Below are 23303 nucleotides of genomic sequence, written 5' to 3' on the forward strand. Positions count from 1 at the left end.
TAGTCAGGTTAATAGCCCGCCGCCGATGTCGAAAGCGGAAATTGCATCCTCAGCGCCGCGTGCGGATCAAGGGATCGGCATTCATGATGACGGTGCCGAGCAGGATGTCGTGCAGCAGGCGCTTGCGATTGGAGAACAGGCCGACAATCAGCACCAGCGGCGTCAGGAAGGACAATGAGAACCAGAACAGCAATGCGTGCGCGGCGGCAATGATGAAGCCGATCCGCTCGCCCGACATGCTGCGGATCTGGAGGCCGGCGAGCCGCATGCCGGGCGTACCCGCGTTCGGGCCGCCCAGCGTCAAGGCCACATAGAGCACGGCAACGATCGCGAAGAGCGGCAGCGCAAAGAGGAACCAGCCAATGCCGAGCGTGACGACGCCCAGCGCGAAGATCACGACGGAAGCGAGCAGAAGGAACAGACCCACCAGTATGGCATCGACGATAAAGGCCAGAACCCGCTTCGAAAGCACGCCGCTGAACAGCTCCGGCTCGCGGAATGGATCGAACGCGGCACCGTAGGCGCTATAGCTCACGTCATACTGCGTCATCGTCGAATTACCCCTGCACGCTGCTGGTTCGGCGCGCGTGCGAACCGCCCATCTCACTGCTCTCAGAAATGTGAGCAGCGGCCGTTCATTTCAAGAACTTTCGCCAGCATCGGGGCTCAGGGGGCCTCGAGGCGGTGGACGATATAGCCGCGCTCCGCCAGTGCCGCCTCGATTTCACGGCCGTGGTCGGGTCCGTGGGTCTCAATCGTGATGTCGACGCTGGCGCCCTTGGCCGGCACGCTGAGAAGCCGGCGGTGGTGCAGGACCTCGAGAATATTGCCGCCGCCACGGCCGATGATGGTGGCGATGTCGGCCAATATGCCTGGCCGGTCGGGGATGCTCAGGCGGAAGGAGATGATCCGCTCGGCGCGGGCGAGTTCGCGCACCATGATCGAGGCCGCGATGCGCGGGTCAATATTGCCACCGGAGAGGACGAGGCCGACGCGTTGGCCAGCGAAACGCTCGGGGAAGGCGAGCAGCGCCGCGAGGCCGGCTGCGCCCGCGCCCTCCGCCATGGTCTTCTGCAGTGTCAGATAGGCGTTGACCGCACGCTCGATGGCGCTCTCGGGCACGAGGAGCACGTCGTCGACATAGCGCCGCGCAATCTCCAGCGTCAGGCGGCCGACATTCTTGACCGCGATGCCTTCGGCGAGCGTATTGCCGCCGCATTCCTCGACCCGGCCGTCGAGAGCGGCGCGCATGGATGGATAAAGCTCCGTCTCGACGCCGATGACCTTGGTCCGGGGCGAAAGCGCCTTGGTCGCGATCGCCATGCCGCCGATCAGGCCGCCGCCGCCGATGGGCACGACGAGAACATCGAGCGGCGGACCGGCCTCGATCATTTCCAGCGCGATCGTGCCCTGGCCGCGAATGACATGCGGATCGTCATAGGGGTGGACCCAGATCGCGCCGGTCGTCTCCCCGATCTCGTTCGCGATCGCCTGCGATTCCGCCAGTGTCTCGCCCTCGACCACGACCCTGGCGCCGAATGAGCGCGTCGCCTCGATCTTCACGAAGGGTGTGGACCGCGGCATGACGATCGTGGCGGGGATCTTCAGCCGCTCGGCATGATAGGCGACGGCCTGCGCGTGATTGCCAGCCGACATGGCGACGACGCCATGGCGCCGTTCATCCGCGCTCAGCGAGAGCAGCTTCACCAGCGCGCCACGCTCCTTGAAGGAGGAGGTGACCTGAAGGTTTTCGTATTTCACCGTGACCGTCGCGCCGGTCAGCTGCGAGAGGCGCGGCGCTGGCAGGAGCGGGGTCTTCAACACCTCGCCCTCGATCAGCCGCGCGGCATCGCGTATGTCGTCGATCGTCGGAAGGGGCGGCAAGGCCGTTTCGTTCATTGCAATCTCCAGACGTCACGACAGGCGGATGATCCGGCCTTCCTCGATTGTGCGGCCACGGCCGAGCAGGCCGTTCGGCCGCAACAGGAACAGGATCGTGATGACGCCGAGTACCACGATATCGCGCTGGCTCGCGTCGAAATAGGCCGACCAGCCCGTTTCCAGCACGGCGATCAGGATCGCGCCGAGAATTGCGCCCATGAGCGACCCGGCGCCGCCGACTAGGCTCGCGAGCAGCGCCTTCAGTCCGATCATCAAGCCCATCGTGTAGGTCATGCCGCCATAGCTGAGCGCCAGCACCGCGCCGGCGAGCCCGGCCAGGGCGGAGGCGAGGACGAAGGTCAAGCCCGTGACGGCGACCGGATCGACGCCGGAGAGACGCGCCATCAGAGCGTCATCGGCGACGGCGCGCCAGGCGCGGCCGAAGGCGGAGCGCTTCATGAGGATCAGCACGGCCGGCAGGATCAGCGCGGCGCCGAGAATGATCAGGAGGCGCATCTCGGTCACCATGACCGGAAAGGGGCCGCCCGCGAGGGTAATCGGCGTTCCGAGGATTGGCTGGAGCCAGATGTCGCGCGACCCTTGGCTGAGGCGCAGGCCCTCGGAAAGCGCGAGCGCCAGTCCGAACGTCGCCACGATGAACGGCCGGCTGGGCGCGGCAGCCAGCGGCAACACAACGGCACGGCCGACAAACCAGCCCCAGAGTGCTGCCAGCGAAAGCGCGACGACAAGTGCCATGCCGAGCGCCAGCCCTAGCCCGGGCAGCCGTGCGCCAATGGCCGTCTCAATCCCGAAGATCGCCCCGAAGGCGCCGATCATCGCGATCTCGCCAAACGCCATGTTGATGCGGCCGATCAGCCCGTAGATCAGAGCATAGGCCAGCGCGAGCGGGGCATAGAGCGCGGCGATGTTCAGCGTATTGGTGAGCTGCTGCAAAGCGAACCCGACCGACTTCGGCAGATCCAGGGGAAGGATTGCCGCGTTTGGCGGGGTCCAATCGGTTTCCCGGACGGCGGCGGCGACTGCGCCGGGCTCGTCGATGAACCAGCGTTTCAGCAGGAAGAACCGGCGATCCGGCATCATGCCGTCATAGCCGCGAACGGCGGCAAGATCGGTTCGGCCGGCTTCGAGCGGTCCGCCCGAGAAGCCGCAATCGACGAAGAATCGCGGGCCGCCGTCGCCGGCCGTGAAGAGAACACGCAAGGCGTGGGCAACGCCCGACAGCGGCTCGACTGAGTCGATCGAAACGCGAGCACCTTCCGGCGCTATGGCGGTCGCGACAGCCACGCAGATTTGCGCCTGATCGCGGTCGATGCGGCTGCAGCCCGAAAGCAACAGGCCGAGGCAGAGCGCAAGCCCTGCCGCGAGGACGGATCGGGCCCGGACGTTCATGCTGCGCGGGCCATGAGGACGTGGCTCAGCGGCTGAGCATGGGCGCGACGAGCGGGGCGAAATAGGTCAGGATGCCGTCGGCGCCAGCGCGCTTGAAGGCGGAGAGCGCCTCGATGATAGCGCGGTCGCCATCGATCCAGCCATTTTGCGCCGCCGCCTGGATCATCGCGTACTCGCCCGACACCTGGTAGACGAAGGTCGGCATCGCGAACTCGTCCTTCACACGGCGGACGATGTCGAGATAGGGCATGCCCGGCTTGACCATGATCATGTCGGCGCCTTCGGCGATATCGAGCTCGACCTCGCGGATCGCCTCGTCGCTATTGCCGAAATCCATCTGGTAGGTCCGCTTGTCGCCGATGAGCGTCTTCGATGTGCCGATCGCATCGCGGAACGGGCCGTAGAAGGCCGAGGCGTATTTCGCCGAATAGGCCATGATCTGCGTGTCGGTCATGTCCTGGTCGTCGAGCGCCTGGCGGATGGCGCCGACGCGGCCATCCATCATGTCGGAGGGCGCGATGACATCCGCGCCGGCCGCAGCCTGGTTCAGGGCCTGGCCGACGAGGACCGCGACGCTCTCGTCGTTCAGGATCACATGGCCGCTCATGACGCCGTCATGACCGTGGCTCGTATAAGGATCGAGCGCGACGTCGGTGATGAGGCCGATTTCCGGCACGGCCGCCTTGATGGCCCGGCAGGCCTGGCAGACGAGATTATCCGGATTGAGCGCTTCGCTGCCCGAGGGATCGCGCAGCGACGGCTCGGTGAAAGGGAAGAGCGCCAGCGCCGGAATGCCATATCCCGCCGCGCGCTCCGCCTCGATCACCGCCTGGTCGACCGAAAGGCGCTGCACGCCCGGCAAAGAGGCGACGTCCTGGCGGACATTGGTGCCATCGACGAGGAAGATCGGCCAGATCAGATCGTCCACGGTGAGCTTGGTTTCGCGCACGAGCCGTCTCGACCAGTCTGCGCGGCGATTGCGGCGTAACCGGCGGCCGCCGAGAATGGCGTCCATGTCGTGCTTGGGGTAGGGCGTGTGATTGTTCATGGCATCCTCGCTGTCGCGGCGCGGCGGACGTTAGCACCAGCTTTTGTCATGGCAAGCGCCGTGCTGTCGCGGCGTCCGCACCTTGTTGGCGGAAGCACCTGTCCATGATCCGAAACATGGGGCGGTTAGGGTTTGCAAATCGCCCGCCAACCCTCGATCCTCATATCTAGGCTCATCGCGATGGGCTGCCACAGTGCACCCACATGCATCGCTATCCGGGGATCGAGGCTGATTGATGAATTCGGGAACGCCTCGGGCATGGACCACCTACAATGCCGCGCAGGATATTGCGCGTCGCGTGCTGGTCGATATCGGACAGTACATCGTGCCCGGCGCCTCGGAGCGCACGCTGCATGAAGCCTGTCACCGATTGATGCTGGAGGCGGGCGCATCGGGCTATTGGGGCAATACGCCGGCCATCGTCCTTTCGGGCGACCGGCTGCGCCTGTCCGTGTTCGATTCGAGCTATGCGCCCTCCGCCACGCCATTCGCGGAAGACGAGACCGTCACCATCGATGTCGGACCGCGCATTGGCGACTGTTTCGGCGACAGCGCGAGGACCTATTTCCTGCGGGGCGGCCAACTCGTGACCGCCGATGAAGCTGGCGCCGAGGCGGCAGCGGCCATGGCTCTGGAGCAGGCGCTGCATGCGGCGCTCATCGAGAGCGCGCATCCGGAAATGACCTTTCGCGACGCTTATCTTGCAGCAGAATCGACGGTGCGCGCGGCGGGCTTCGAGAATCTCGACCTGCTCTCCAATTACGGCCACAGCATCGAGACCTCGGTCTCGGCATTCATCTCGATCGATGAAGCAAACCAGCGCCCGCTCGGCAGCGTCGACTATTTCACCTTCGAGCCGCACATTGCGCGACCGGGCAGCCCGCTCGCCGTCAAGCATGAGGAAATGTACTGCTTCGTCGGTGGACGCCTGACGGTGGTCTGACCCATCAGGCGATCGGATCGTTGGGTCCGACCGCCTGTGTCAGGGCTTGGCCTATTCGTCGCGCTTTTCGACCAGAACCTTGTCGATACGGCGCCCGTCGAGATCGACCACCTCGAAGCACCAGCCCTCATGCGTGAAATGCTCGCCCGGCTTCGGGATATGGCCGAGATTGTGCAGCATGAAGCCGGCGATGGTCGCGAAATCCTCGTCCTTGGCGAGCCCCTTCAGGCCGAGCGTCCGCTCGACGACGTCGATCGTCGCGCTGCCGTCGATCAGCCATGAGCCGTCGTCGCGCTGGATGGCGTCGGGCTCCTCGTCGCCCGCGCGCTCCGGCATGTCGCCGGCGATCGCGGTGAGGATGTCCATCGGCGTCGCGACGCCCTGGAACGAACCATACTCGTCGAGGACGACCGCCATATGGACGTTCGAGCTCTTGAAGCGGTCGAGCAGCTTCAGGATCGGCATGCGCTCGTCGACATAGAGCGGCTCGCGCAGCACGGTCGAGAGGTCGATCTCCTGGCCCTTATGGATCTGCGACAGCAGGTCCTTGGCGTGGACGATGCCGAGCACCGCGTCGATCTCGCCCTTGCTGACGGGAAAGCGCGTATGGCCCGAGGCGAGGATCGTCGCCGCGACATCGGCTGGCGGGTCGTCGGCATCGAGCCAGACGACGTCGGGCCGCGCCACCATGATCGTACGGACGGAGCGGTCGGCGACACGGATGACGCCTTCGATCATGTCGCGCTCGGCCTGATGGAACACGCCGGATTCGGTGCCTTCGGCGATCAGCGACTTGACCTCTTCCTCGGTCACGCCGCGATCATCGTTCTTGCTCTTGCCGAGCAGGCGCAGGATCGTATCGGTTGACAGGCGCAGGAACCAGACGATCGGCAGCGCGACCCGCGCGATGATGCCGACCGGGCCCGCGACAAGGCAGGCGACCCGCTCGGGATTGGTGAGCGCGAGGCGCTTCGGCACGAGCTCGCCGCAGATCAGCGAGAAATAGGCGAGGCCGAACACCACCGTCACGGTGGCGATCGACGATGCGTTGCGTGCGAGCTGGGGAAACGCTTCGGTGAGGAACGCGGTCAGCGGCGTGGCGAGCTCGGCCTCGCCATAGGCGCCCGAGAGGATCGCCACCAGCGTGATGCCGATCTGCACGGCCGAGAGGAAGCCTGTCGGGTCCTCGGCGAGCCGCAGCGCGCCCGCGGCGCCGCGTATGCCCTCGTTCGCCATCGATTGCAGGCGAGCGGGGCGCGATGAAACAACAGCGATCTCCGACAACGCAAAGAATGCATTGCAGGCGATCAGCACGGCGATAATCAGGATGTCTCCCCAGGGCATGATGGTCCTAACGGGCCGCCCTGCCGGGACAATAAGGTTCGTCGGAGGACTGGGGATCGGCCGCGGGCGAGGGCGCTCGCTCGGGCTCCGGTCCGGCTATGGCATTGGTACAATGTGTTGTCATGGCGTGTAATGATAACCAAGGCTGGCGTTTCTTGCCAGCATAGATCGGCATGCACGACGCTAATGCGAAATGAGGTGGGGACTTTCGGCGATGCGGGCTTGCCGCAGCGCCCTTGCGGCCTACCATCGGCGCGATCTTCAGGAGGGCAGCATGGCGTCGGAACCGGAAATCCTGTTCGACCGGAAAGGTCGGGCCGGGCTCGTCACGCTCAATCGCCCCAAGGCGCTCAATGCGCTGTCCTATGACATGGTCATGCTCATGGCCGAGCATCTCGCCATCTGGCGCGACGACCCCGCGATCGGCGTGGTGGTGGTGCGCGGTGCAGGGCGCGCCTTCTGCGCCGGCGGCGATGTCCGCGCCGCCTATGAGGCTGGTCGCGCCGGCCCGTCGCCGGCCGCCTTCTTCCGCGACGAGTATCGCCTGAACGCGGCAATCAAGCATTTTCCCAAGCCCTATGTCGCGCTCGTCGACGGTTTCGTCATGGGGGGCGGTGTCGGTATTTCGGCGCACGGTTCCCACCGCGTCTTTGCCGAGAATGCCGTATTCTCGATGCCGGAGACCGGCATCGGCTTCTTTCCCGATGTCGGATCGAGCTATTTGTTGGCGCGCATGCCGGGGGAGAGCGGCCTCTATGCGGCGCTCGCCGCAGCCCGGCTCGGCCGAGGCGATTGTCTCCATGCCGGCATCGCCACCCATGCGGCGCCGGCGGCGAACTTTGATGCGATCGTCGACGCGCTGGCGGAGGGCGACGATGCCGATCGCGCGCTCGCGCCATTCCTGCACGGCCCGGTCGCTCCCGAGACGCTGCGCGAGCTCAACGATCCGATCGCCGCGATCTTCGGCACGGGAACGGTCGAGACCATCCTCTCGCGGCTCGACGAGGCCGAAGGGCCGCACGCGCCCTGGGCCGAGCGGACCGCGGCCGATATCCGCGCCAAATCTCCGACCAGCCTCGTCATTGCGCTGAAGCAGATCCGGGCCGCACGCACGCTCGACTTTGACGATTGCATCCGTCTCGACTATCGCATCGCCAGCCAGATTCTCGACGGCCATGATTTCTATGAAGGCGTCCGCGCTGCCCTGGTCGACAAGGACAAGGCGCCGCGCTGGCGGCCGGATACGCTTTCGGCGGTCGACCCACGCGTGATCGAAGCTCATTTCGGCGTGCCCTCGGACGGAGATTTTACCCTGCCATGATCGACAGCGAGGTCACCCAGCTTCCGAGCGAGCCGGACAACCCCTATGCGCTCGCCCTGACCATCTATCTGCGCGGCATCGCGCTGGTGCTGATCGTTCTCGGCCTCAGGCACTGGCTCTTCATCGTCGGCGTCTTCGAGGAGGACGGCTGGAACCTGCAGACGATGAACAGCGCCTGGCGCTTCGTCACCATCCATCTGGGTGTCATAGATCTCGTGGCTGCAGTTGGCCTCTGGATGCGCGTCAGCTGGGGCAATGTACTTTGGATATATGTGACGATATTTGAACTCGCCATGCATACCGTTTTTGCCGAGCGTTTCGGCTTCTACCCGATCCTTGTCGGGTTTCAGACGATCTCGCTCTGTGTCTTCGTCGCGCTGCTCGTCATGGAGAAACGTTTCGACGCCAACCCACGCTGAGGGCGTTGGTTTGCGATTTGCTGTGCGCGGCGGATAGCAAGTTTTTAACGATAAGAATCGTTTCGAATTCGGAAAGCGCAGGTAAGCCTACGTTAAGCGTGCTGTTTAAGGCGATCTTCAAATCGGCTCTCTAAGGTGCGTTCTCATCAGGCGGGAAGAATACCCGCGGCGTAACAGAGAGGCTTACAAGATGATCAACGCGAAGCGGGCAGTGGAATCGCTCAATCAACCGCAGACGGCGCCAGAACTGAAGCCGCTCTACATGGAAGCGCTGACGTTGGTGGAGCGCCTTCATCGCCGTCTGCTGGATGTGATCAAGGACGAGTTCGACCGCGCTGGTCGTTCCGACGTGAACAGCGTGCAGGCGCTGCTCCTGTTCAACATTGGCGACGCCGAATTGACGGCGGGCGAGCTTCGCACCCGCGGCTATTATCTTGGCTCGAACGTCTCGTACAATCTGAAGAAGCTGGTCGAGATGGGCTACATCCATCACCAGCGCTCCCGCATGGACCGCCGCTCGGTGCGCGTCAGCCTGACGCCGAAGGGCCAGGAAATCGCCGACGTCGTCGGCAATCTCTACGAACGGCACATCAAGTCGATCCAGCAGGTCGGCGGCATCCAGATCGACGACTTCCAGCTCCTCAACAAATCCCTCCAGCGCCTCGAACGCTTCTGGACCGACCAGATCCTCTATCGGCTCTGAGACTGACGCTATAACGCATCTCTCACGCCAGCCTGGCGGGAGAGATGCGTCAGAATATCCGGGCGAGGCGGCCTGGACCGCTTTGGCGCCTGCCAATCGGATTCGCGGGCTCGTCGATTCGACGTTCGATTGCGCGGAATAACAGCGCGTCAGACAAACACAGCCGCCGAAACAAACGGGCTCAGGCCGCCTCTATCTGAGCGATTGCCGGATTCCCGCTGCAGCCGACTGACCGGCTCAGAACGAGCAGTATCTGGTTTTTGAAGAGAGTGGCTGGGGAACCTGGATTCGAACCAAGACTAGCGGAGTCAGAGTCCGCTGTTCTACCATTAAACTATTCCCCAAGAAAATCAGCGCCTTAGCGTGTGATTTCCGAGACGGTGTCGCTCCGTGAAGCAGCGTTCCGTGGGCGTTCTCCTATCGCAGCCAATCGGGCGCGTCAACAGCCCCTGTGGATGAGTTGGGGGAGAGCGGCCTGCAAGATCGGAATGGGCGGAATTGAGATGCGCTCGATCGCTGCCCGCGATCCGGTGAGAGACACGGAACGGACCCGTCTGCCCTGGTCGCATTCCTGCAAGCTGCGGGTTCTGCCCACAGCAGCATTGGCCGTCGAGCAGTTCAGGGTCTGTCATGCCGCCGTGTGAGCAATGGTGTCGATGCTGACCTCTTGCCCTGGGCATCAACAACAAGGGCGTCGCGGCATCCACGGCGTCTTTGACTGCATCGTGATGCGCAAGACTATCCACTCCTGATCTCCTGCATGAATTCCGCGAGTCGAAGCGACCCGGCGTGAAGGCCAGCCATTTGAGTCTATTGCGGCATGTCGGGCTGGAACAATGCTTAACCGTTGGGCCTTACTTTGCGCGCGTGCGGGGGCGATCGGGCCGCTGTTGCATTTGGCGATGAGGCGCGATGCGGGCGAGGTTGGCTGTGCGACGAAAACGGATCATCCGGCTCTTCATCGCCGGCGGCGTTCTGGTCTTTTCAGCGCTCTGGTGGGCTGAAAGCGCCGCGGGCATCATCCTGCCCTTCGATAGCCATGCCTATCCCGTGGTGATCGGCTTCCTCGCGGCGAGCCTCGCCATCATGCTGGCCCTGCCGCAGTTCGAAGCCGCCCTCGAACTCGCCTGCTTCCTCGGCGTTGCGATCTACATGCTGCTGCTCATCGCCGTGATCGGCTTCGGCGGCGGCGCCGGGAACATCTATACGGTTGCCAACACTCTGCTCTGGATGCCGGTCATCTATGTCGCGGCCTTCGTGTTCTTTCCCCGCCGGCGCGCCATCATCGCGACATGGGGCACATTCGCGATCTCACTGATCGTCCTCGGCGGCGCGTTCCTGGTTCACAGCAAAGGCGTCGCGAGCGTCGGAGTCCAGTTGCTGCTGGCCAATGCTGTGGGCTGCCACATGCTCGTGCTGCTCTGCCTTTCGCTGGTGACGGCGCTGCGGCAGGAATTCGAGCGCGTTGCGAGCCATGCGCGGCTGATGGAGGATGCCGCCAATACCGACCCGTTGACCGGCATCGCCAACCGTCGCGGGCTGGAACAATGGCTCGCTTCGGAATCGGCAGTCCCGAGCGAGCGCGCCTCGCTGATTCTCTTCGACATCGATCATTTCAAGTCGATCAACGACCGCTTCGGCCATCTCGTCGGCGACGAGGTGCTGTTCTCCACCGCCCAGTTGATCAAGAGCCAGCTGCATGGCGGCGACATTGTCGGGCGCTGGGGCGGCGAGGAGTTCCTCGTCATCATGCCGGGCGGCTCCTTGCCGAGCGCCGCGGCCCTGGCGGATCGCGTCCGCCAGATCGTCAGCGCCTCGTCACACCCCGTGGCTGGCATGGTGACGCTCAGCGCGGGCATCGCCGTTTGGCAGGACGACTTACCGATCGTCGAGGCGTTCCGCGCCGCCGACACTGCGCTTGCCTCCGCCAAGCGGAATGGGCGCGATCGCGTCATCATCCACTGAAGCCAAACGAGACGGACTACTCCGCCGCCTCGACCTTGCGCCGCTTCGAGGCCATCTTCGCCTTGTCGAGCACCGGCTTCAGGAAGCGGCCAGTATAGCTCGCCGCGACCTTGACGATATCCTCCGGCCGGCCCTCGGCGACGATTTCGCCGCCGCCATCGCCGCCTTCGGGACCGAGATCGATGATCCAGTCCGCCGTCTTGATCACTTCGAGATTGTGCTCGATGACCACGACCGTATTGCCCTGGTCGACCAGCGAATGCAGCACCTCCATCAGCTTGGCGACGTCGTGGAAATGCAGGCCCGTGGTCGGCTCGTCGAGGATGTAGAGCGTCTTGCCGGTGGCGCGGCGCGACAGTTCCTTGGCGAGCTTGACGCGCTGCGCCTCGCCGCCAGAGAGCGTCGTCGCCTGCTGGCCGACCTTCACATAGCCGAGGCCGACCTCGTCCAGCGTCTCCATCTTGTCGCGAATGCCGGGCACGGCCTGGAAGAAATCGCGCGCCTCCTCGACGGTCATGTCGAGCACGTCGGCGATCGATTTCTGCTTGAACTTCACATCCAGCGTTTCGCGGCTGTAGCGCTTGCCCTTGCAGACCTCGCAGGTGACATAGACGTCCGGCAGGAAGTGCATCTCGATCTTGATGACGCCGTCGCCCTGGCAGGCCTCGCAGCGCCCGCCCTTGACGTTGAACGAGAAGCGCCCCGGCCCATAGCCGCGCGCCTTGGCCTCCGGCAGGCCGGCGAACCATTCGCGGATCGGCGTGAACGCGCCGGTATAGGTCGCGGGATTCGAGCGCGGCGTGCGGCCGATCGGCGACTGGTCGATGTCGATGATCTTGTCGATGAACTCAAGGCCTTCGATCCGGTCGTGCTCGGCCGGATGGATATGGGCGCCGTTCAGCCGCCGCGCGACCGCCGCATAGAGCGTATCGATCAGGAAGGTCGACTTGCCGCCCCCCGAGACGCCGGTGACGCAGGTAAACGTGCCGAGCGGGATATCGGCCGAAACATTCTTCAGATTATTGCCGCGCGCGCCGACGACGCGGATCTTCTTGGTCTTCGAGATCGGGCGCCGGCTCGAAGGCACGGGAACGGAGAGCTCGCCGGTCAGATACTTGCCGGTCAGCGAGGCGGGATTGGCCATGATCTCGGCCGGCGTGCCCTTGGCGATGATCTGCCCGCCATGCACGCCCGCCGCCGGGCCGACATCGACGACGTAATCCGCCGTCATGATCGCATCCTCGTCATGCTCGACCACAAGGACCGTATTGCCGATGTCGCGCAAGTGCCGCAGCGTTTCGAGCAGGCGGTCATTGTCGCGCTGGTGCAGGCCGATCGAGGGCTCGTCGAGCACATAGAGCACGCCCGTCAGGCCCGAGCCGATCTGCGAGGCGAGGCGGATGCGCTGGCTTTCGCCGCCGGAGAGCGTGCCGGAATTGCGCGACATCATCAGATAGTCGAGCCCGACATCGATCAGGAAGGAGAGGCGTTCGCGGATCTCCTTCAGGATGCGGACCGCGATCTCGTTCTGCTTGTCGTTCAGTTGCGCCGGGAGCGCCTCGAACCAGGCGGATGCCTTGCGGATCGGCATTTCCGAGATCTGCGCGATATGGAGCCCGGCGATCTTGACCGCCAGCGCCTCGGGCTTCAGCCGCGTGCCGCCGCAGACCTTGCACGGTGTCGAGGCCTGGTAGCGCTCGATCTCCTCGCGCGCCCAGTTCGATTCCGTCTCGCGCCAGCGCCGCTCGAGATTGGTGACGACGCCCTCGAAGGTCTTCTCCGTGCGATAGGCGCGCGTGCCGTCGTCGAAGACGAAGGCGATCTTCTCCTTGCCGGTCCCGTGCAGAATGGCATTCTTGGCCGCCTCGGGGATATCGTCCCAGGGGTCGTTCATCGAGAAGCCGTAATGCAGCGCGATCGCCTCGAGAGTCTGCGCGTAATAGGGCGAGGATGATTTCGCCCAGGGCGCGACAGCCCCCTGCTTCAGCGAGACGGAGCCATCGGGCACGACGAGATCGGGGTCGATCTTCTTCTCGAAGCCGAGGCCGTCGCATTCCGGGCAGGCGCCGAAGGGATTGTTGAACGAGAACAGCCGCGGCTCGATCTCGGCAATGGTGAAGCCAGAGACGGGGCAGGCGAATTTCTCCGAGAACAGGATGCGGCGTTCATTGCCCTTCTCATCCTTCTCGTCGGCGAATTCGGCGACCGCGATGCCTTCGGCGAGTTCGAGCGCCGTCTGGAAGCTGTCGGCGAGGCGGGCGGATATATCGCCGCGCACGACGATGCGGTCGACCACGACGTCGATATCGTGCTTGAGCTTCTTGTCGAGGGCAGGGGCGTCGGCGATCTCGAAGAAGACACCGTCGAGCTTGATGCGCTGGAAGCCCTTCTTCTGCAGTTCGGCCAGCTCCTTCTTGTATTCGCCCTTGCGGCCGCGGATCATCGGCGCGAGCAGAAAGAGCCGCGTTCCCTCCGGCAGCGCCGTGACGCGGTCGACCATCTGGCTGACGGTCTGGCTCTCGATTGGCAGCCCGGTCGCCGGCGAATAGGGAATGCCAACGCGCGCGAAGAGCAGGCGCATATAGTCGTAGATCTCGGTGACCGTGCCGACGGTCGAGCGCGGGTTCTTCGAGGTCGTCTTCTGCTCGATCGAGATCGCTGGCGACAGGCCGTCGATCTGGTCGACGTCGGGCTTTTGCATCATCTCCAGGAACTGGCGGGCATAGGCCGAGAGGCTCTCGACATAGCGACGCTGGCCCTCGGCATAGATCGTGTCGAAGGCAAGCGACGACTTGCCGGAGCCGGAGAGGCCGGTCAGGACGACGAGCTGATCCCTCGGAATATCGATGTCGATATTCTTGAGATTATGCTCGCGCGCCCCGCGCACGGAAATGAACTTCCCGGAGGTCGCGCCGGATTTCCGGGCGTCAGCGTCCTGAACCATGAATCGTATTTCCATTGGAAGAAGCGGCGGCGCGAGCGCCAACGCTCACATTTAAGCGATCAGGCCGCCGAGACAAGAAGGGGAGCCGGCCGGCGGCGAAAGCGTCGCGATTCTGCTGACGTGATCTTGCCATTTCAGGCCGGATTGTCTAGAACAAAAAGAGAACGAGAGCGTTAACGTTTGTGGACAAGGCCGAATGGGTTCAGCGGGCCGTTCGGTTTCGGGCTAATTTGGCGTCTTGAAGCGATAGAAGGAAGGCAACATGGCCGGCAGCGTCAACAAGGTCATTCTGGTCGGCAATCTCGGGCGCGATCCCGAAATCCGGCGCATGGGTTCTGGCGACGCCGTCGTCAATCTCAACATCGCGACGTCGGAGAGCTGGCGCGACAAGCAGAGTGGCGAGCGCAAGGAAAAGACCGAGTGGCATCGCGTGGTGATCTTCAACGAGAACCTCGCCAAGATCGCCGAGCAATATCTGAAGAAGGGCTCGAAGGTTTATGTCGAGGGCCAGCTGCAGACGCGCAAATGGCAGGACCAGTCGGGCCAGGAGAAGTATACGACCGAGATCGTGCTGCAGCGTTTCCGCGGCGAGCTGACCCTGCTTGACGGTCGCTCGGGTCCCGGCGGTGATTCCGAGGAATATGGCCAGGGTGGCGGCAATGATTTCGGCCGCAGCGATTTCGGCCGTTCAAGCCCGCTCGAGGCCCCGCGTGGCGGTGGCCGCCAGCCGGCCCCGGCGACGACCTCGTCCTACGCCGCCGATCTCGACGACGATATTCCGTTCTAGGCCGGCGCTGCGCCGGACGCGGCCATGCCGATTCTTCCCGACGTGCTGGCGCCCGGGCTCGCGATCGTGTTCTGCGGGACGGGCGCGGGGGCCTGGTCGGCGAAGGTGGGCGCCTATTATGGCAAGCCCGGCAACAAGTTCTGGCCGACCCTTCATGCGGTCGGCCTGACGCCGCGCCTGCTGGCGCCGGCGGAATATCCGCTGGTCCTCTCCTTCGGTATCGGGCTCACCGATGTCGCCAAGGAGCATGTCGGCCAGGACGACGCGATCGACCTGTCGCTGGTCGACGCGGCCGCTCTGCATCGCAAGATCGAGCATTTTGCGCCGGCAGATCTCGCCTTCACCAGCAAGAAGGCGGCGAGCCTGGCGCTCGGACGGCCGACCGGCGCGATTCCCTATGGCTTGCAACCGGACCGCATTGGCCGGACGCGCCTCCACGTCCTGACGTCGCCATCGGGTGCGGCCGGCTCATACTGGTCGATCGAACCCTGGCGGGCGCTCGCGTCTGGGCTGGGCGACCCGATTTAGGTCAACTTGCGTATGAACTACTATTTCATTCGTGGCACAGCGATGTTGAATTGCAGTGAGCGGCCGACGGACGCAACGGGACGATGGGCGGTCAGACTGCATGCCTTGCATCATACTCGGCCTATCGGACATTTGCGCGTAACTTGGAACTTTGCGACGCCTGCCGTCGCAGTGACCTCGGGCTGACTCCGGCACATGATCGCGCTCAGCGAACGTCCTCGCCTAGAACGAAGCCGCGACATGATGGTCGGGAGTTGTGGACAACGCCGAATGATCGAAGCAGGGTTCTGGCGGATGGGCGATATTGGACTTGCCCGAGATGGAGACCGCCTCTTGCCGGAGACGGTCTCCCATTAGTCACGGGCTGGCGCGCCCGGGCCCTGGCGATCTTCTAAAAGAGGATCGTCAGGGCCAACATACCGTCACCAATTGGTGACGCAATGCCATATTGCTGACCTCGACGTGCGTTGTCTCCGCCTGTGGACAAATTCGTCTGAGGTTCGGCGTTGCGAGTTCGAATTCTCCGGGGTGGCAGTGCGCGTTGATCTAGCCGCCCCGACTAGATAAGACGCGGTTGCAGGCGGAACTGTGTGGGATGCTGTCCTACACCCTGGCCGTCATGCGGCCGGTGAGGGAGCGAGCAGCATCATGAACACGACGACGCCATCGGCGCTTCAGGCCACCTTCGCCAAGGCGGTCGGGGCCTTCAATGCCGGCCGGCTGACGGAAGCCGAGCGGCTCTGCCGGTCGGTGCTCTCGGCCCGTCCCAACGTGTTCGACGCGCGCCATCTGATGGCGCTCATCCAGTCCGGCCTCGGGCAGGACAAGCAGGCGATCGAAAATTTCGACCGCGCTCTGGCGCTGAAGCCCACGCCCGAAGTCCTGAACGGCAAGGCGACGTCGCAGCAGAAGCTGAGGCGCTATGATGATGCGCTGGCGAGCTATGACCGCGCCATCGCGCTCAATCCCCGCTTCGCCGAGGCGCATTATAACCGCGCCACCACACTCGAAGCGCTCGGCCGTCAGGAGGAGGCGGTCGCAAGCTATGATCGCGCCATCGCGGCGCGGCCGGATTTCGTCGAGGCCTTCAACAATCGGGGCAACCGCCTGGCGGCGCTGGGGCGGACCGACGAGGCACTGACGAGCTATGATCGTGCGCTGGCGTTGCGCCCCGATCACGTCGCGGTGCTGCACAATCGCGGTCGCCTGTTGCGCACGATCGGCCGTCATGACGCCGCGCTGACGAGCTATGATCGCGCGCTGGCGCGCGCGCCCGACAGCGCGGATATCTGGAACAGCCGCGGCGTCGTGCTGCAGGATCTGGGTCGCTCCGAGCAGGCATTGGCGAGCTTCGATGCGGCGCTGCTGCGTAATCCGAACGATGGCGGGGTGATGCTCAACCGGGCGAAGACGCTGCTGAAGCTCCGCCGCGACGCCGAGGCGCTGGAGGCGCTGGAGGGCACGCGGCGCGCCGGTGTCGATGAGGCCGAACTACTGGCGCTCAAGGGCAATGCGCTCGGCGAACTCGACCGCGTCGGCGAGGCGCTGGACGACTATGACGCGGCACTGCGCCTGCGGCCGGACGATTCGGCGGTGCTTGCCGACCGCGCGAACGTGCTGCGCCTGCTCGGCCGCTCCGAGGCTGCGATGGCCGACTACGACCGCGCGATCGCGCTCGATCCCGCAAACGAACATGCGGTTTATGGCCGGGGCACGCTGGCGCTGTTCATGGGGCGATATGCCGAAGGCTGGCGCGATCTGGAGAAGCGGCGTTCCGTCGATTCCTGGCCGGATCGCGGTCTTTCGACGCCGGAATGGGATGGCGGCGACATTGCCGGCAGGACGCTGCTGATCCATGCCGAGCAGGGGCAGGGCGATACGATCCAGTTCTGCCGTTTCGTCGGCCTCGCGGCGGAGCGGGCCGGCAAGGTTCTCCTCGAGGTGCCGCCGAGCCTGCTCGATCTCGCTTCGACGCTCCCGGGCGTCACGGCCTTTGCGCGCGGCGCCGATATTCCGGCGCATGACGTGCATCTACCGATGATGAGCCTGCCCTTCGTGCTCGGTGTCGGTGATCGGCTGTTGCCGGAAAGCGTGCCCTATCTCAAGGCCGATCCCGCGCGCGTCGCGGATTGGGCGGAGCGCCTGCCGGCCAAGGGATCGTTCCGGATCGGCATTGCATGGCAGGGCAATCCGAATGCGCGTGTCGATCGCGTCCGATCGGTGCCGCTCAAGGCCTTTGCGCCGCTCGCGCGCCTGCCCGGCGTCACCCTGATCAGCCTGCAGAAGCATGATGGCCTCGACCAGCTCGCCGATCTGCCGGCCGGCATGACGGTCCTGTCGCCGGCGGCTGACTATGCGACGGGCAGTGGCTCGTTCATGGAGGCGGCGGCGATCATCGAAAATCTCGATCTCGTCGTCTCGATCGATTCGGCCGTGACGCATCTGGCCGGCGCGCTCGGCCGGCCCGTCATCGTGGCGCTGAAGCAGGTGCCGGAATGGCGCTGGATGGCCGAGGGCGAGGGATCGCACTGGTATCCGAGTGCGCAGCTCTTCCGGCAGGCCCACGCCGGCGATTGGGACGAGCTCTTCGGGCGCATCGCCGAAGCCGTTGCTGCCCGCTTGAACGTGACGGATCGATAGCCGATCCTGCCTGTCACCCACGCCCGAGGATTGTCCGTGCCCGAGATCGCCAGCCTCTATCGCTATCCCGTCAAGGGCTTCTCGCCCGAGCCGCTCGATGCGGCGGAACTGGCCGTCAGCCGGCCGATCGCGGGTGACCGAATCTATGCGATCGAGAACGGACCGTCCGGTTTCGATCCCGCCGCGCCGGCCCTCCAGCCGAAGGTCAAGTTTCTCTGCCTGATGAAGAATGCGCGGCTCGCCAGGCTGCATACGACATTCGACCATGAGAGCGGGCGCTGGACGATCGAAGGTGCGGGCGCGCCGTTCACGGCCGATCTCTCGACCGAGGCCGGGCAGGCGGCGACCGAAGCGCTCCTGAGCGATTTCATGGCGGAGGAACGGCGTGGACCGCTCAAGGTGCTGTCGGCGCCGGGCCACAGCTTCTCCGATGTCGGCAAGCCCTATGTCTCGTTCATCAACCTGGCCTCCGTCGCGGCGCTCGGCGAACTGATCGGCCAGCCGGTCGATCCGCTGCGCTTTCGCGCCAACATCTATCTGGATGGCCTCGACCCCTGGGCCGATCTTGACCTTGTCGGTCGCGCGGCACGCCTCGGCGAGGCCGAACTCGTCTTTGTAAAGCGCACGCGGCGCTGCGTCGCGACCAATGTCGATCCCGTCACGGCGGAGCGTGACCTGGACATTCCCGGCACGCTGCAACGCGCCTTTGATCATATGGATTGCGGCATCTATGCCGAGATCACGCGCGCGGGTGCTGTCCGGCCTGGGGACGGCCTCGTCTTCGCATAGCGGGCAGGCGAGGGGGCATGTCGCTCAAACCACTTCTCGACGCCGCGCCGGTCATCCAGCTCCACGCCTTCGCGGCGATGGCGGCCTTTGCGCTTGGCCTCATCCAGTTCGCGGCGCCCAAGGGCACGCTGCCCCACAGGGCCGTCGGCTGGGGCTGGGTGCTCCTGATGGCGGCAGTGGCGCTCTCCTCATTCTGGATCCACACCATCCGGCTCTGGGGCCCGTGGAGCCCGATCCATATCCTCTCGATCGTCACGCTCCTGGCGCTGCCATCCGCCGTGTTGGCGGCGCATCGCCACCGGGTCGATCGCCACAAGCGGGCCATGTCGATCCTGTTCGTGGCGGCCCTGGTCGTCGCCGGGCTGTTCACCTTCCTGCCCGGTCGCATCATGCATGCGGTGGTGTTCGGCTAGCATTGCCCCGGGCGGGATCGGCGAACGATGCCTGCCGGCCTGATCATCCGCCGCCCGCCTGCGCGGCGCGCGCAATCGCCACGACGCCATCGGCGACGAACTGGACCGCCAGCGCCGAAAGCAGCACGCCGAGCAGGCGCGACAGCACGATGCGGCCTGTTTCGCCGAGCGCCCGGTCGAGCGGCCCGGCCAGGCGGAAGACGAGGTAGCAGGAGCCGATCAGCGCCGCGACGATGATCAGCAGCCCGATCAGGCCGAGCGTGCCGGGGGCCGAGGAGGCGAGCAAGATCGTCGCCGAGATGGCGCCCGGCCCCGAGATCAGCGGGATCGCGAGCGGGAAGATGGCGAGATAGCGCACGTCATCGGCATCGACGACGGCCGTCTCGCCCAGCGCGCGGTCGGCGCTCGCCTGCTTGCGGCGGTCGCGTCGCTCGAACACCATCTCGAAGGCGATCCAGAACAGCAGCAGACCGCCCGCGATCCGGAAGGCCGGCACCGATATGCCGAGGAAGGTCAGCAGGCCCTGCCCGCCGAGCGCGAAGGCGAACAGGATCGCCATGGCGGTGAGGCTGGCCCGCGTCGCCGTCTGGTGGCGCTGGGCCGACGTCATGCCCCGCGTCAGGCCGATGAAGATGGGCGCAAGGCCGATTGGGTCGAGCGTCACGAAGAGGGTGGCGAGCGCGTTCAGGAAATAGTCGAGCACGGAGACTCCGGGGCTTGGCTGGCCACGCGATGATGCCAGTCTTCCCGCCGGCGCGCCATCAGTGCCGCGCCGTCGCGGCATCGGGGCGCCGGTTCGAACGCGTGATGAGCCCGGATGCGCGGATCATCCAACAATAATCGGTCGATCGGCCGTGGAAAGAGCCCGATTCCGGCCGCTTTCCTTGAACCGCCACAATGGGGGCTCTATGATGCTCGTTCATAGAAACTGATTCCGGAACATAACTTGTCCGATCCCAACGAGCCGCCACGCCCCGACGAACCGGGTGACGGCCGGCCATCCGAGTTCGAAGGCATCTCAATCACCGACGAGATGAAGCGCAGCTATCTCGATTACGCCATGAGCGTGATCGTGAGCCGCGCGCTGCCCGATGCCCGCGACGGCCTGAAGCCCGTGCATCGCCGCATCCTGCATTCGATGAACGAGCAGGGCTACGACTGGAACAAACCCTACCGCAAATCGGCCCGCGTCGTCGGCGACGTGATCGGTAAATATCACCCGCATGGCGACCAGTCGGTCTATTTCGCGCTCGTCCGCATGGCGCAGGAATTCTCCATGCGCGTCATGCTCGTCGACGGTCAGGGCAATTTCGGCTCGGTCGACGGCGATAGCCCGGCGGCGATGCGATATACCGAGGTGCGCCTCGCCAAGCCCTCGCGCTCGCTGCTCGACGATATCGACAAGGACACGGTCGACTTCCAGGACAATTACGACGGCTCCGAGCGTGAGCCCGTCGTCCTGCCGGCCCGCTTCCCCAACCTGCTCGTCAATGGCGCCGGCGGCATCGCCGTCGGCATGGCGACCAATATCCCGCCGCATAATCTAGGCGAGGTGATCGACGCCTGCATCGCCTATATCAACGATCCGGCCATTCCCGTCGAAGGCCTGATGGAATATGTGCCGGGGCCTGACTTTCCGACCGGCGGCCTGATCATCGGCCGGGGCGGCATCCGCTCGGCCTATCTCGAAGGTCGTGGTTCGGTGCTGATGCGCGGCCGCGTGGCCGTCGAGACCATCCGCAAGGAGCGCGAGGCGCTCGTCATCACGGAGATCCCGTATCAGGTCAACAAGGCGACCATGATCGAGAAGATCGCCGAATTGGTGCGCGACAAGCGCATCGAAGGCATCTCCGACATTCGCGACGAGAGCGACCGTCAGGGCATGCGTGTCGTCATCGAGCTGAAGCGCGATGCCGTCGCCGATGTCGTGCTGAACCAGGTCTATCGCTTCTCGCCGCTGCAGACCTCCTTCGGCGTCAACATGGTTGCGCTGTCGGGTGGCCGGCCGCTGTTGATGAACCTGCGCGACCTGATCCAGGCGTTCATCAACTTCCGCGAGGAAGTGGTGACCCGGCGCACGCGCTTCCTGCTCAACAAGGCGCGCGACCGCGCGCATGTGTTGGTCGGCCTCGCCATCGCCGTCGCCAATATCGACGAAGTCATCCATCTGATCCGCACCGCGCCCGATCCTTCGACGGCGCGCGAGCAGTTGATGGAGCGGCATTGGCCGGCGCTCGATATCGCGCCGCTCGTCGCCCTGATCGACGATCCGCGCCACAAGCTGGCCGAGGACAACACCTACCAGCTCTCCGATACGCAGGCCCGCGCAATCCTCGATCTGCGCCTGCAGCGCCTTACCGCGCTCGGACGCGATGAAATCGCCGACGAGTTGAACAAGCTCGGTGCCGAGATTTCGGATTATCTCGAGATCCTGCGCTCGCGTGCCCGCGTCTTCGCCATCATCCGCGACGAGCTTATGGCGGTGCGTGAGGAGTTTGCCACGCCGCGCCGGACCGAGATCATCGAGGGTGGTGCCGATTTCGAAGACGAGGACCTGATCCAGCGCGAGGACATGGTCGTCACGGTCAGCCATGAGGGCTATATCAAGCGCGTGCCGCTCGCGACCTATCGCGCCCAGCATCGCGGCGGCAAGGGCCGCTCGGGCATGGCGACGAAGGACGAGGATTTCGTCACGCGCCTGTTCGTGACGAACACCCACACGCCGGTGGTGTTCTTCTCCTCGCGCGGCATTGCCTACAAGATGAAGGTCTGGCGCCTGCCGCTGGCCGCTCCGCAGGCGCGCGGCAAGTTCCTCAACAACCTGCTGCCGCTGCAGGATGGCGAGCGCATCACCTCGATCCTGCTGCTGCCGGAGGACGAGGATAGCTGGGATACGCTCGACGTCATGTTCGCGACGACGCGCGGCACCGTCCGGCGCAACAAGCTGTCCGACTTCGTCCAGGTGAACCGCAATGGCAAGATTGCCATGAAGTTCGAGGATGAAGGCGACGCGATCGTCGATGTCCAGCTCTGCTCGGAGCGCGACGACGTGCTGCTGACGACGGCGGCAGGCCAGTGCATCCGCTTTGCGGTCACCGACGTCCGTGTCTTCAAGGGCCGCGATTCGACCGGCGTGCGCGGCATCCAGCTCGCCGACGGCGACAGCGTCATCTCGATGGCGATCCTGCATCATTTCGATGCGCTGGGCGATGAGCGCGCGGCCTATCTGAAGATGAGCCGTGCCGTTCGCGGCGAGGTCGAGGATGCGACGATCGTCGAGCCGGATGCGGAAGAGCTTCCCGTCGCCGACGCGCTGCCGCAGTCGCGCTATGCCGAGATGAGTGCGGCCGAGCAGTTCGTTCTCACCATCTCCGAGAACGGCTATGGCAAGCGGACTTCGTCCTTCGAGTACCGCATCACCGGCCGCGGCGGCAAAGGCATCGTCGCCATGGCCGTCAACGAGCGCAACGGCAAGCTGGTGGCGTCGTTCCCGGTCGAGGACAGCGACCAGATCATGCTGGTCACCGATGGCGGCCAGACGATCCGCATGCCGGTCGGCGGCGACAAGCCGATCCGCATCGTCGGCCGCGGCTCGCAGGGCGTGATCGTGTTCGATACCGGCGAGGGCGAGACGGTCGTTTCGGTCGATCGCCTGGGCGAGGAAGCCGAGGAAGAGGGCGCGGCCGGCGAGGCGTGATCCCGGTCGGCGCGGCGTTGACCAGTACGCGGCGCCCCCTCGCACCAAAAGAAATGCCGGCCTCTCGGCCGGCATTCGCAGTTTTTGGGGTGGGGAGGTTATTGGGGGTCAGTCTGCAGTCAACTTTGGCGGCCGGACGTTTTCGATCGGCCCGCCCTCGATGAGGGAAGCTCAGTTGGTATCGGTTATCGGAACACGCGTGACGATCGACATGCCTTCGCCACGTTGCTGCACGGTGATCTCGGGCATCTTCATGTCGCCACGGACACCGACGATCAGCCGATCCGCCTTCTTCGCGCGCGGCGCATCGATGTCACTGTAAACGGCAGCGCTCGCAAAGCCGACGGCGATGGTGGCCGCGGCGCAGGTCGCTAGGATCGTCGTATGAAACCACGTGCTCATGGCTTGGCTCCCTGTGTCTTGTTCCCCTGAACTTGGACACATATTGATCTTGTCGCTATGAACGGCATC

General features: G+C 64.8%; 19 protein-coding genes and 1 tRNA gene. 11 read left to right on the top strand and 9 right to left on the bottom strand.

Annotated elements, in window-relative coordinates; translation table 11 throughout:
- Positions 1–49: 49 nt before the first annotated feature.
- From QO014_RS03725 to hemB, 4 genes are all read right to left on the bottom strand, one after another.
- Positions 50–550, bottom strand: coding sequence for an RDD family protein (locus tag QO014_RS03725; protein WP_266347290.1), 501 nt, complete (start codon positions 548–550; stop codon positions 50–52).
- A gap of 116 nt (positions 551–666) precedes the next feature.
- The gene (locus tag QO014_RS03730; RefSeq protein WP_266347291.1) at positions 667–1899 is read right to left on the bottom strand and encodes a threonine ammonia-lyase; all 1233 of its coding nucleotides are present in this window, start codon (positions 1897–1899) and stop codon (positions 667–669) included.
- A gap of 15 nt (positions 1900–1914) precedes the next feature.
- Positions 1915–3291, bottom strand: a complete 1377-nt coding sequence (locus tag QO014_RS03735; protein WP_266347292.1) for a branched-chain amino acid ABC transporter permease — start codon at positions 3289–3291, stop codon at positions 1915–1917.
- Between the two features lie 25 nt (positions 3292–3316).
- The gene (gene hemB, locus QO014_RS03740; RefSeq protein WP_266347293.1) at positions 3317–4339 is read right to left on the bottom strand and encodes a porphobilinogen synthase; all 1023 of its coding nucleotides are present in this window, start codon (positions 4337–4339) and stop codon (positions 3317–3319) included.
- A 235-nt stretch (positions 4340–4574) separates the two neighbouring features.
- Here hemB and QO014_RS03745 point away from each other — a divergent pair, with 235 nt between their 5' ends.
- On the top strand, positions 4575–5282 hold the full coding sequence (locus tag QO014_RS03745) for a M24 family metallopeptidase (protein ID WP_266347294.1): 708 nt from the start codon (positions 4575–4577) through the stop codon (positions 5280–5282).
- Positions 5283–5333: 51 nt separating this feature from the next.
- Here the strand turns inward: QO014_RS03745 and QO014_RS03750 are convergent, their stop codons facing one another.
- The gene (locus tag QO014_RS03750; protein WP_266347295.1) at positions 5334–6626 is read right to left on the bottom strand and encodes a hemolysin family protein; all 1293 of its coding nucleotides are present in this window, start codon (positions 6624–6626) and stop codon (positions 5334–5336) included.
- Positions 6627–6900: 274 nt separating this feature from the next.
- Between QO014_RS03750 and QO014_RS03755 the strand changes: the two genes are divergently transcribed.
- The 3 genes from QO014_RS03755 to ldtR all read left to right on the top strand — a co-directional run bounded on the left by QO014_RS03755 (position 6901) and on the right by ldtR (position 9069).
- A complete protein-coding gene (locus tag QO014_RS03755) occupies positions 6901–7947 on the top strand; it encodes an enoyl-CoA hydratase/isomerase family protein (protein ID WP_266347296.1) in 1047 nt (348 codons plus the stop codon).
- Positions 7944–8366, top strand: coding sequence for a DUF6163 family protein (locus QO014_RS03760; RefSeq protein ID WP_266347297.1), 423 nt, complete (start codon positions 7944–7946; stop codon positions 8364–8366). Before QO014_RS03755 ends, QO014_RS03760 begins: the two co-directional genes overlap by 4 nt.
- A 190-nt stretch (positions 8367–8556) precedes the next feature.
- Positions 8557–9069 carry a transcriptional regulator LdtR gene (gene ldtR / locus QO014_RS03765; protein WP_266347298.1) on the top strand — a complete coding sequence of 171 codons (513 nt, stop codon included), beginning with the start codon at positions 8557–8559 and terminating at the stop codon, positions 9067–9069.
- Between the two features lie 270 nt (positions 9070–9339).
- Here the strand turns inward: ldtR and QO014_RS03770 are convergent.
- Positions 9340–9413: transfer RNA gene (locus tag QO014_RS03770), tRNA-Gln, on the bottom strand.
- A 586-nt stretch (positions 9414–9999) separates the two neighbouring features.
- Between QO014_RS03770 and QO014_RS03775 the strand changes: the two genes are divergently transcribed.
- Positions 10000–11034 (top strand): GGDEF domain-containing protein, encoded by a 1035-nt coding sequence (locus QO014_RS03775; protein ID WP_266347299.1) that lies wholly within the window; start codon positions 10000–10002, stop codon positions 11032–11034.
- A 16-nt stretch (positions 11035–11050) separates the two neighbouring features.
- On the opposite strand, the gene uvrA is transcribed toward QO014_RS03775, so the two are convergent.
- On the bottom strand, positions 11051–13978 hold the full coding sequence (gene uvrA, locus QO014_RS03780) for an excinuclease ABC subunit UvrA (protein ID WP_266347300.1): 2928 nt from the start codon (positions 13976–13978) through the stop codon (positions 11051–11053).
- Positions 13979–14240: 262 nt separating this feature from the next.
- Here uvrA and QO014_RS03785 point away from each other — a divergent pair, with 262 nt between their 5' ends.
- The 5 genes from QO014_RS03785 (at position 14241) to QO014_RS03805 (ending at position 19135) form a co-directional block, all read left to right on the top strand.
- The gene (locus tag QO014_RS03785) at positions 14241–14765 is read left to right on the top strand and encodes a single-stranded DNA-binding protein (protein ID WP_266347301.1); all 525 of its coding nucleotides are present in this window, start codon (positions 14241–14243) and stop codon (positions 14763–14765) included.
- A gap of 24 nt (positions 14766–14789) precedes the next feature.
- The gene (locus tag QO014_RS03790; protein ID WP_266347302.1) at positions 14790–15293 is read left to right on the top strand and encodes a mismatch-specific DNA-glycosylase; all 504 of its coding nucleotides are present in this window, start codon (positions 14790–14792) and stop codon (positions 15291–15293) included.
- A 648-nt stretch (positions 15294–15941) separates the two neighbouring features.
- A complete protein-coding gene (locus tag QO014_RS03795) occupies positions 15942–17933 on the top strand; it encodes a tetratricopeptide repeat protein (protein ID WP_266347303.1) in 1992 nt (663 codons plus the stop codon).
- 36 nt (positions 17934–17969) lie between these two features.
- A complete protein-coding gene (locus QO014_RS03800) occupies positions 17970–18722 on the top strand; it encodes an MOSC domain-containing protein (RefSeq protein ID WP_266347304.1) in 753 nt (250 codons plus the stop codon).
- A gap of 17 nt (positions 18723–18739) precedes the next feature.
- Entirely contained in the window at positions 18740–19135 is a 396-nt protein-coding gene (locus QO014_RS03805; RefSeq protein WP_266347305.1) for a DUF2306 domain-containing protein, read from the top strand.
- A 43-nt stretch (positions 19136–19178) separates the two neighbouring features.
- On the opposite strand, the gene QO014_RS03810 is transcribed toward QO014_RS03805, so the two are convergent.
- A complete protein-coding gene (locus tag QO014_RS03810; RefSeq protein ID WP_266347306.1) occupies positions 19179–19838 on the bottom strand; it encodes a MarC family protein in 660 nt (219 codons plus the stop codon).
- Between the two features lie 243 nt (positions 19839–20081).
- Here QO014_RS03810 and gyrA point away from each other — a divergent pair, with 243 nt between their 5' ends.
- A complete protein-coding gene (gyrA, locus tag QO014_RS03815) occupies positions 20082–22832 on the top strand; it encodes a DNA gyrase subunit A (protein ID WP_370877086.1) in 2751 nt (916 codons plus the stop codon).
- Positions 22833–23003: 171 nt separating this feature from the next.
- On the opposite strand, the gene QO014_RS03820 is transcribed toward gyrA, so the two are convergent.
- On the bottom strand, positions 23004–23234 hold the full coding sequence (locus QO014_RS03820; protein ID WP_266347307.1) for a hypothetical protein: 231 nt from the start codon (positions 23232–23234) through the stop codon (positions 23004–23006).
- Positions 23235–23303: the final 69 nt, after the last annotated feature.

Source organism: Kaistia dalseonensis (assembly GCF_030814715.1).
Classification (GTDB): Bacteria; Pseudomonadota; Alphaproteobacteria; order Rhizobiales; family Kaistiaceae; genus Kaistia; species Kaistia dalseonensis.

Coding starts and splice junctions, on each gene's coding strand:
- QO014_RS03760 (WP_266347297.1), top strand. CDS start 7,944: ATGATCGACAGCGAGGTCACCCAGCTTCCGAGCGAGCCGGACAACCCC.
- QO014_RS03795 (WP_266347303.1), top strand. CDS start 15,942: ATGAACACGACGACGCCATCGGCGCTTCAGGCCACCTTCGCCAAGGCG.
- hemB (WP_266347293.1), bottom strand. CDS start 4,339: ATGAACAATCACACGCCCTACCCCAAGCACGACATGGACGCCATTCTC.
- QO014_RS03725 (WP_266347290.1), bottom strand. CDS start 550: ATGACGCAGTATGACGTGAGCTATAGCGCCTACGGTGCCGCGTTCGAT.
- ldtR (WP_266347298.1), top strand. CDS start 8,557: ATGATCAACGCGAAGCGGGCAGTGGAATCGCTCAATCAACCGCAGACG.
- QO014_RS03755 (WP_266347296.1), top strand. CDS start 6,901: ATGGCGTCGGAACCGGAAATCCTGTTCGACCGGAAAGGTCGGGCCGGG.
- QO014_RS03785 (WP_266347301.1), top strand. CDS start 14,241: ATGGCCGGCAGCGTCAACAAGGTCATTCTGGTCGGCAATCTCGGGCGC.
- uvrA (WP_266347300.1), bottom strand. CDS start 13,978: ATGGTTCAGGACGCTGACGCCCGGAAATCCGGCGCGACCTCCGGGAAG.
- QO014_RS03750 (WP_266347295.1), bottom strand. CDS start 6,626: ATGCCCTGGGGAGACATCCTGATTATCGCCGTGCTGATCGCCTGCAAT.
- QO014_RS03745 (WP_266347294.1), top strand. CDS start 4,575: ATGAATTCGGGAACGCCTCGGGCATGGACCACCTACAATGCCGCGCAG.
- QO014_RS03820 (WP_266347307.1), bottom strand. CDS start 23,234: ATGAGCACGTGGTTTCATACGACGATCCTAGCGACCTGCGCCGCGGCC.
- QO014_RS03735 (WP_266347292.1), bottom strand. CDS start 3,291: ATGAACGTCCGGGCCCGATCCGTCCTCGCGGCAGGGCTTGCGCTCTGC.
- QO014_RS03730 (WP_266347291.1), bottom strand. CDS start 1,899: ATGAACGAAACGGCCTTGCCGCCCCTTCCGACGATCGACGACATACGC.
- QO014_RS03790 (WP_266347302.1), top strand. CDS start 14,790: ATGCCGATTCTTCCCGACGTGCTGGCGCCCGGGCTCGCGATCGTGTTC.
- QO014_RS03805 (WP_266347305.1), top strand. CDS start 18,740: ATGTCGCTCAAACCACTTCTCGACGCCGCGCCGGTCATCCAGCTCCAC.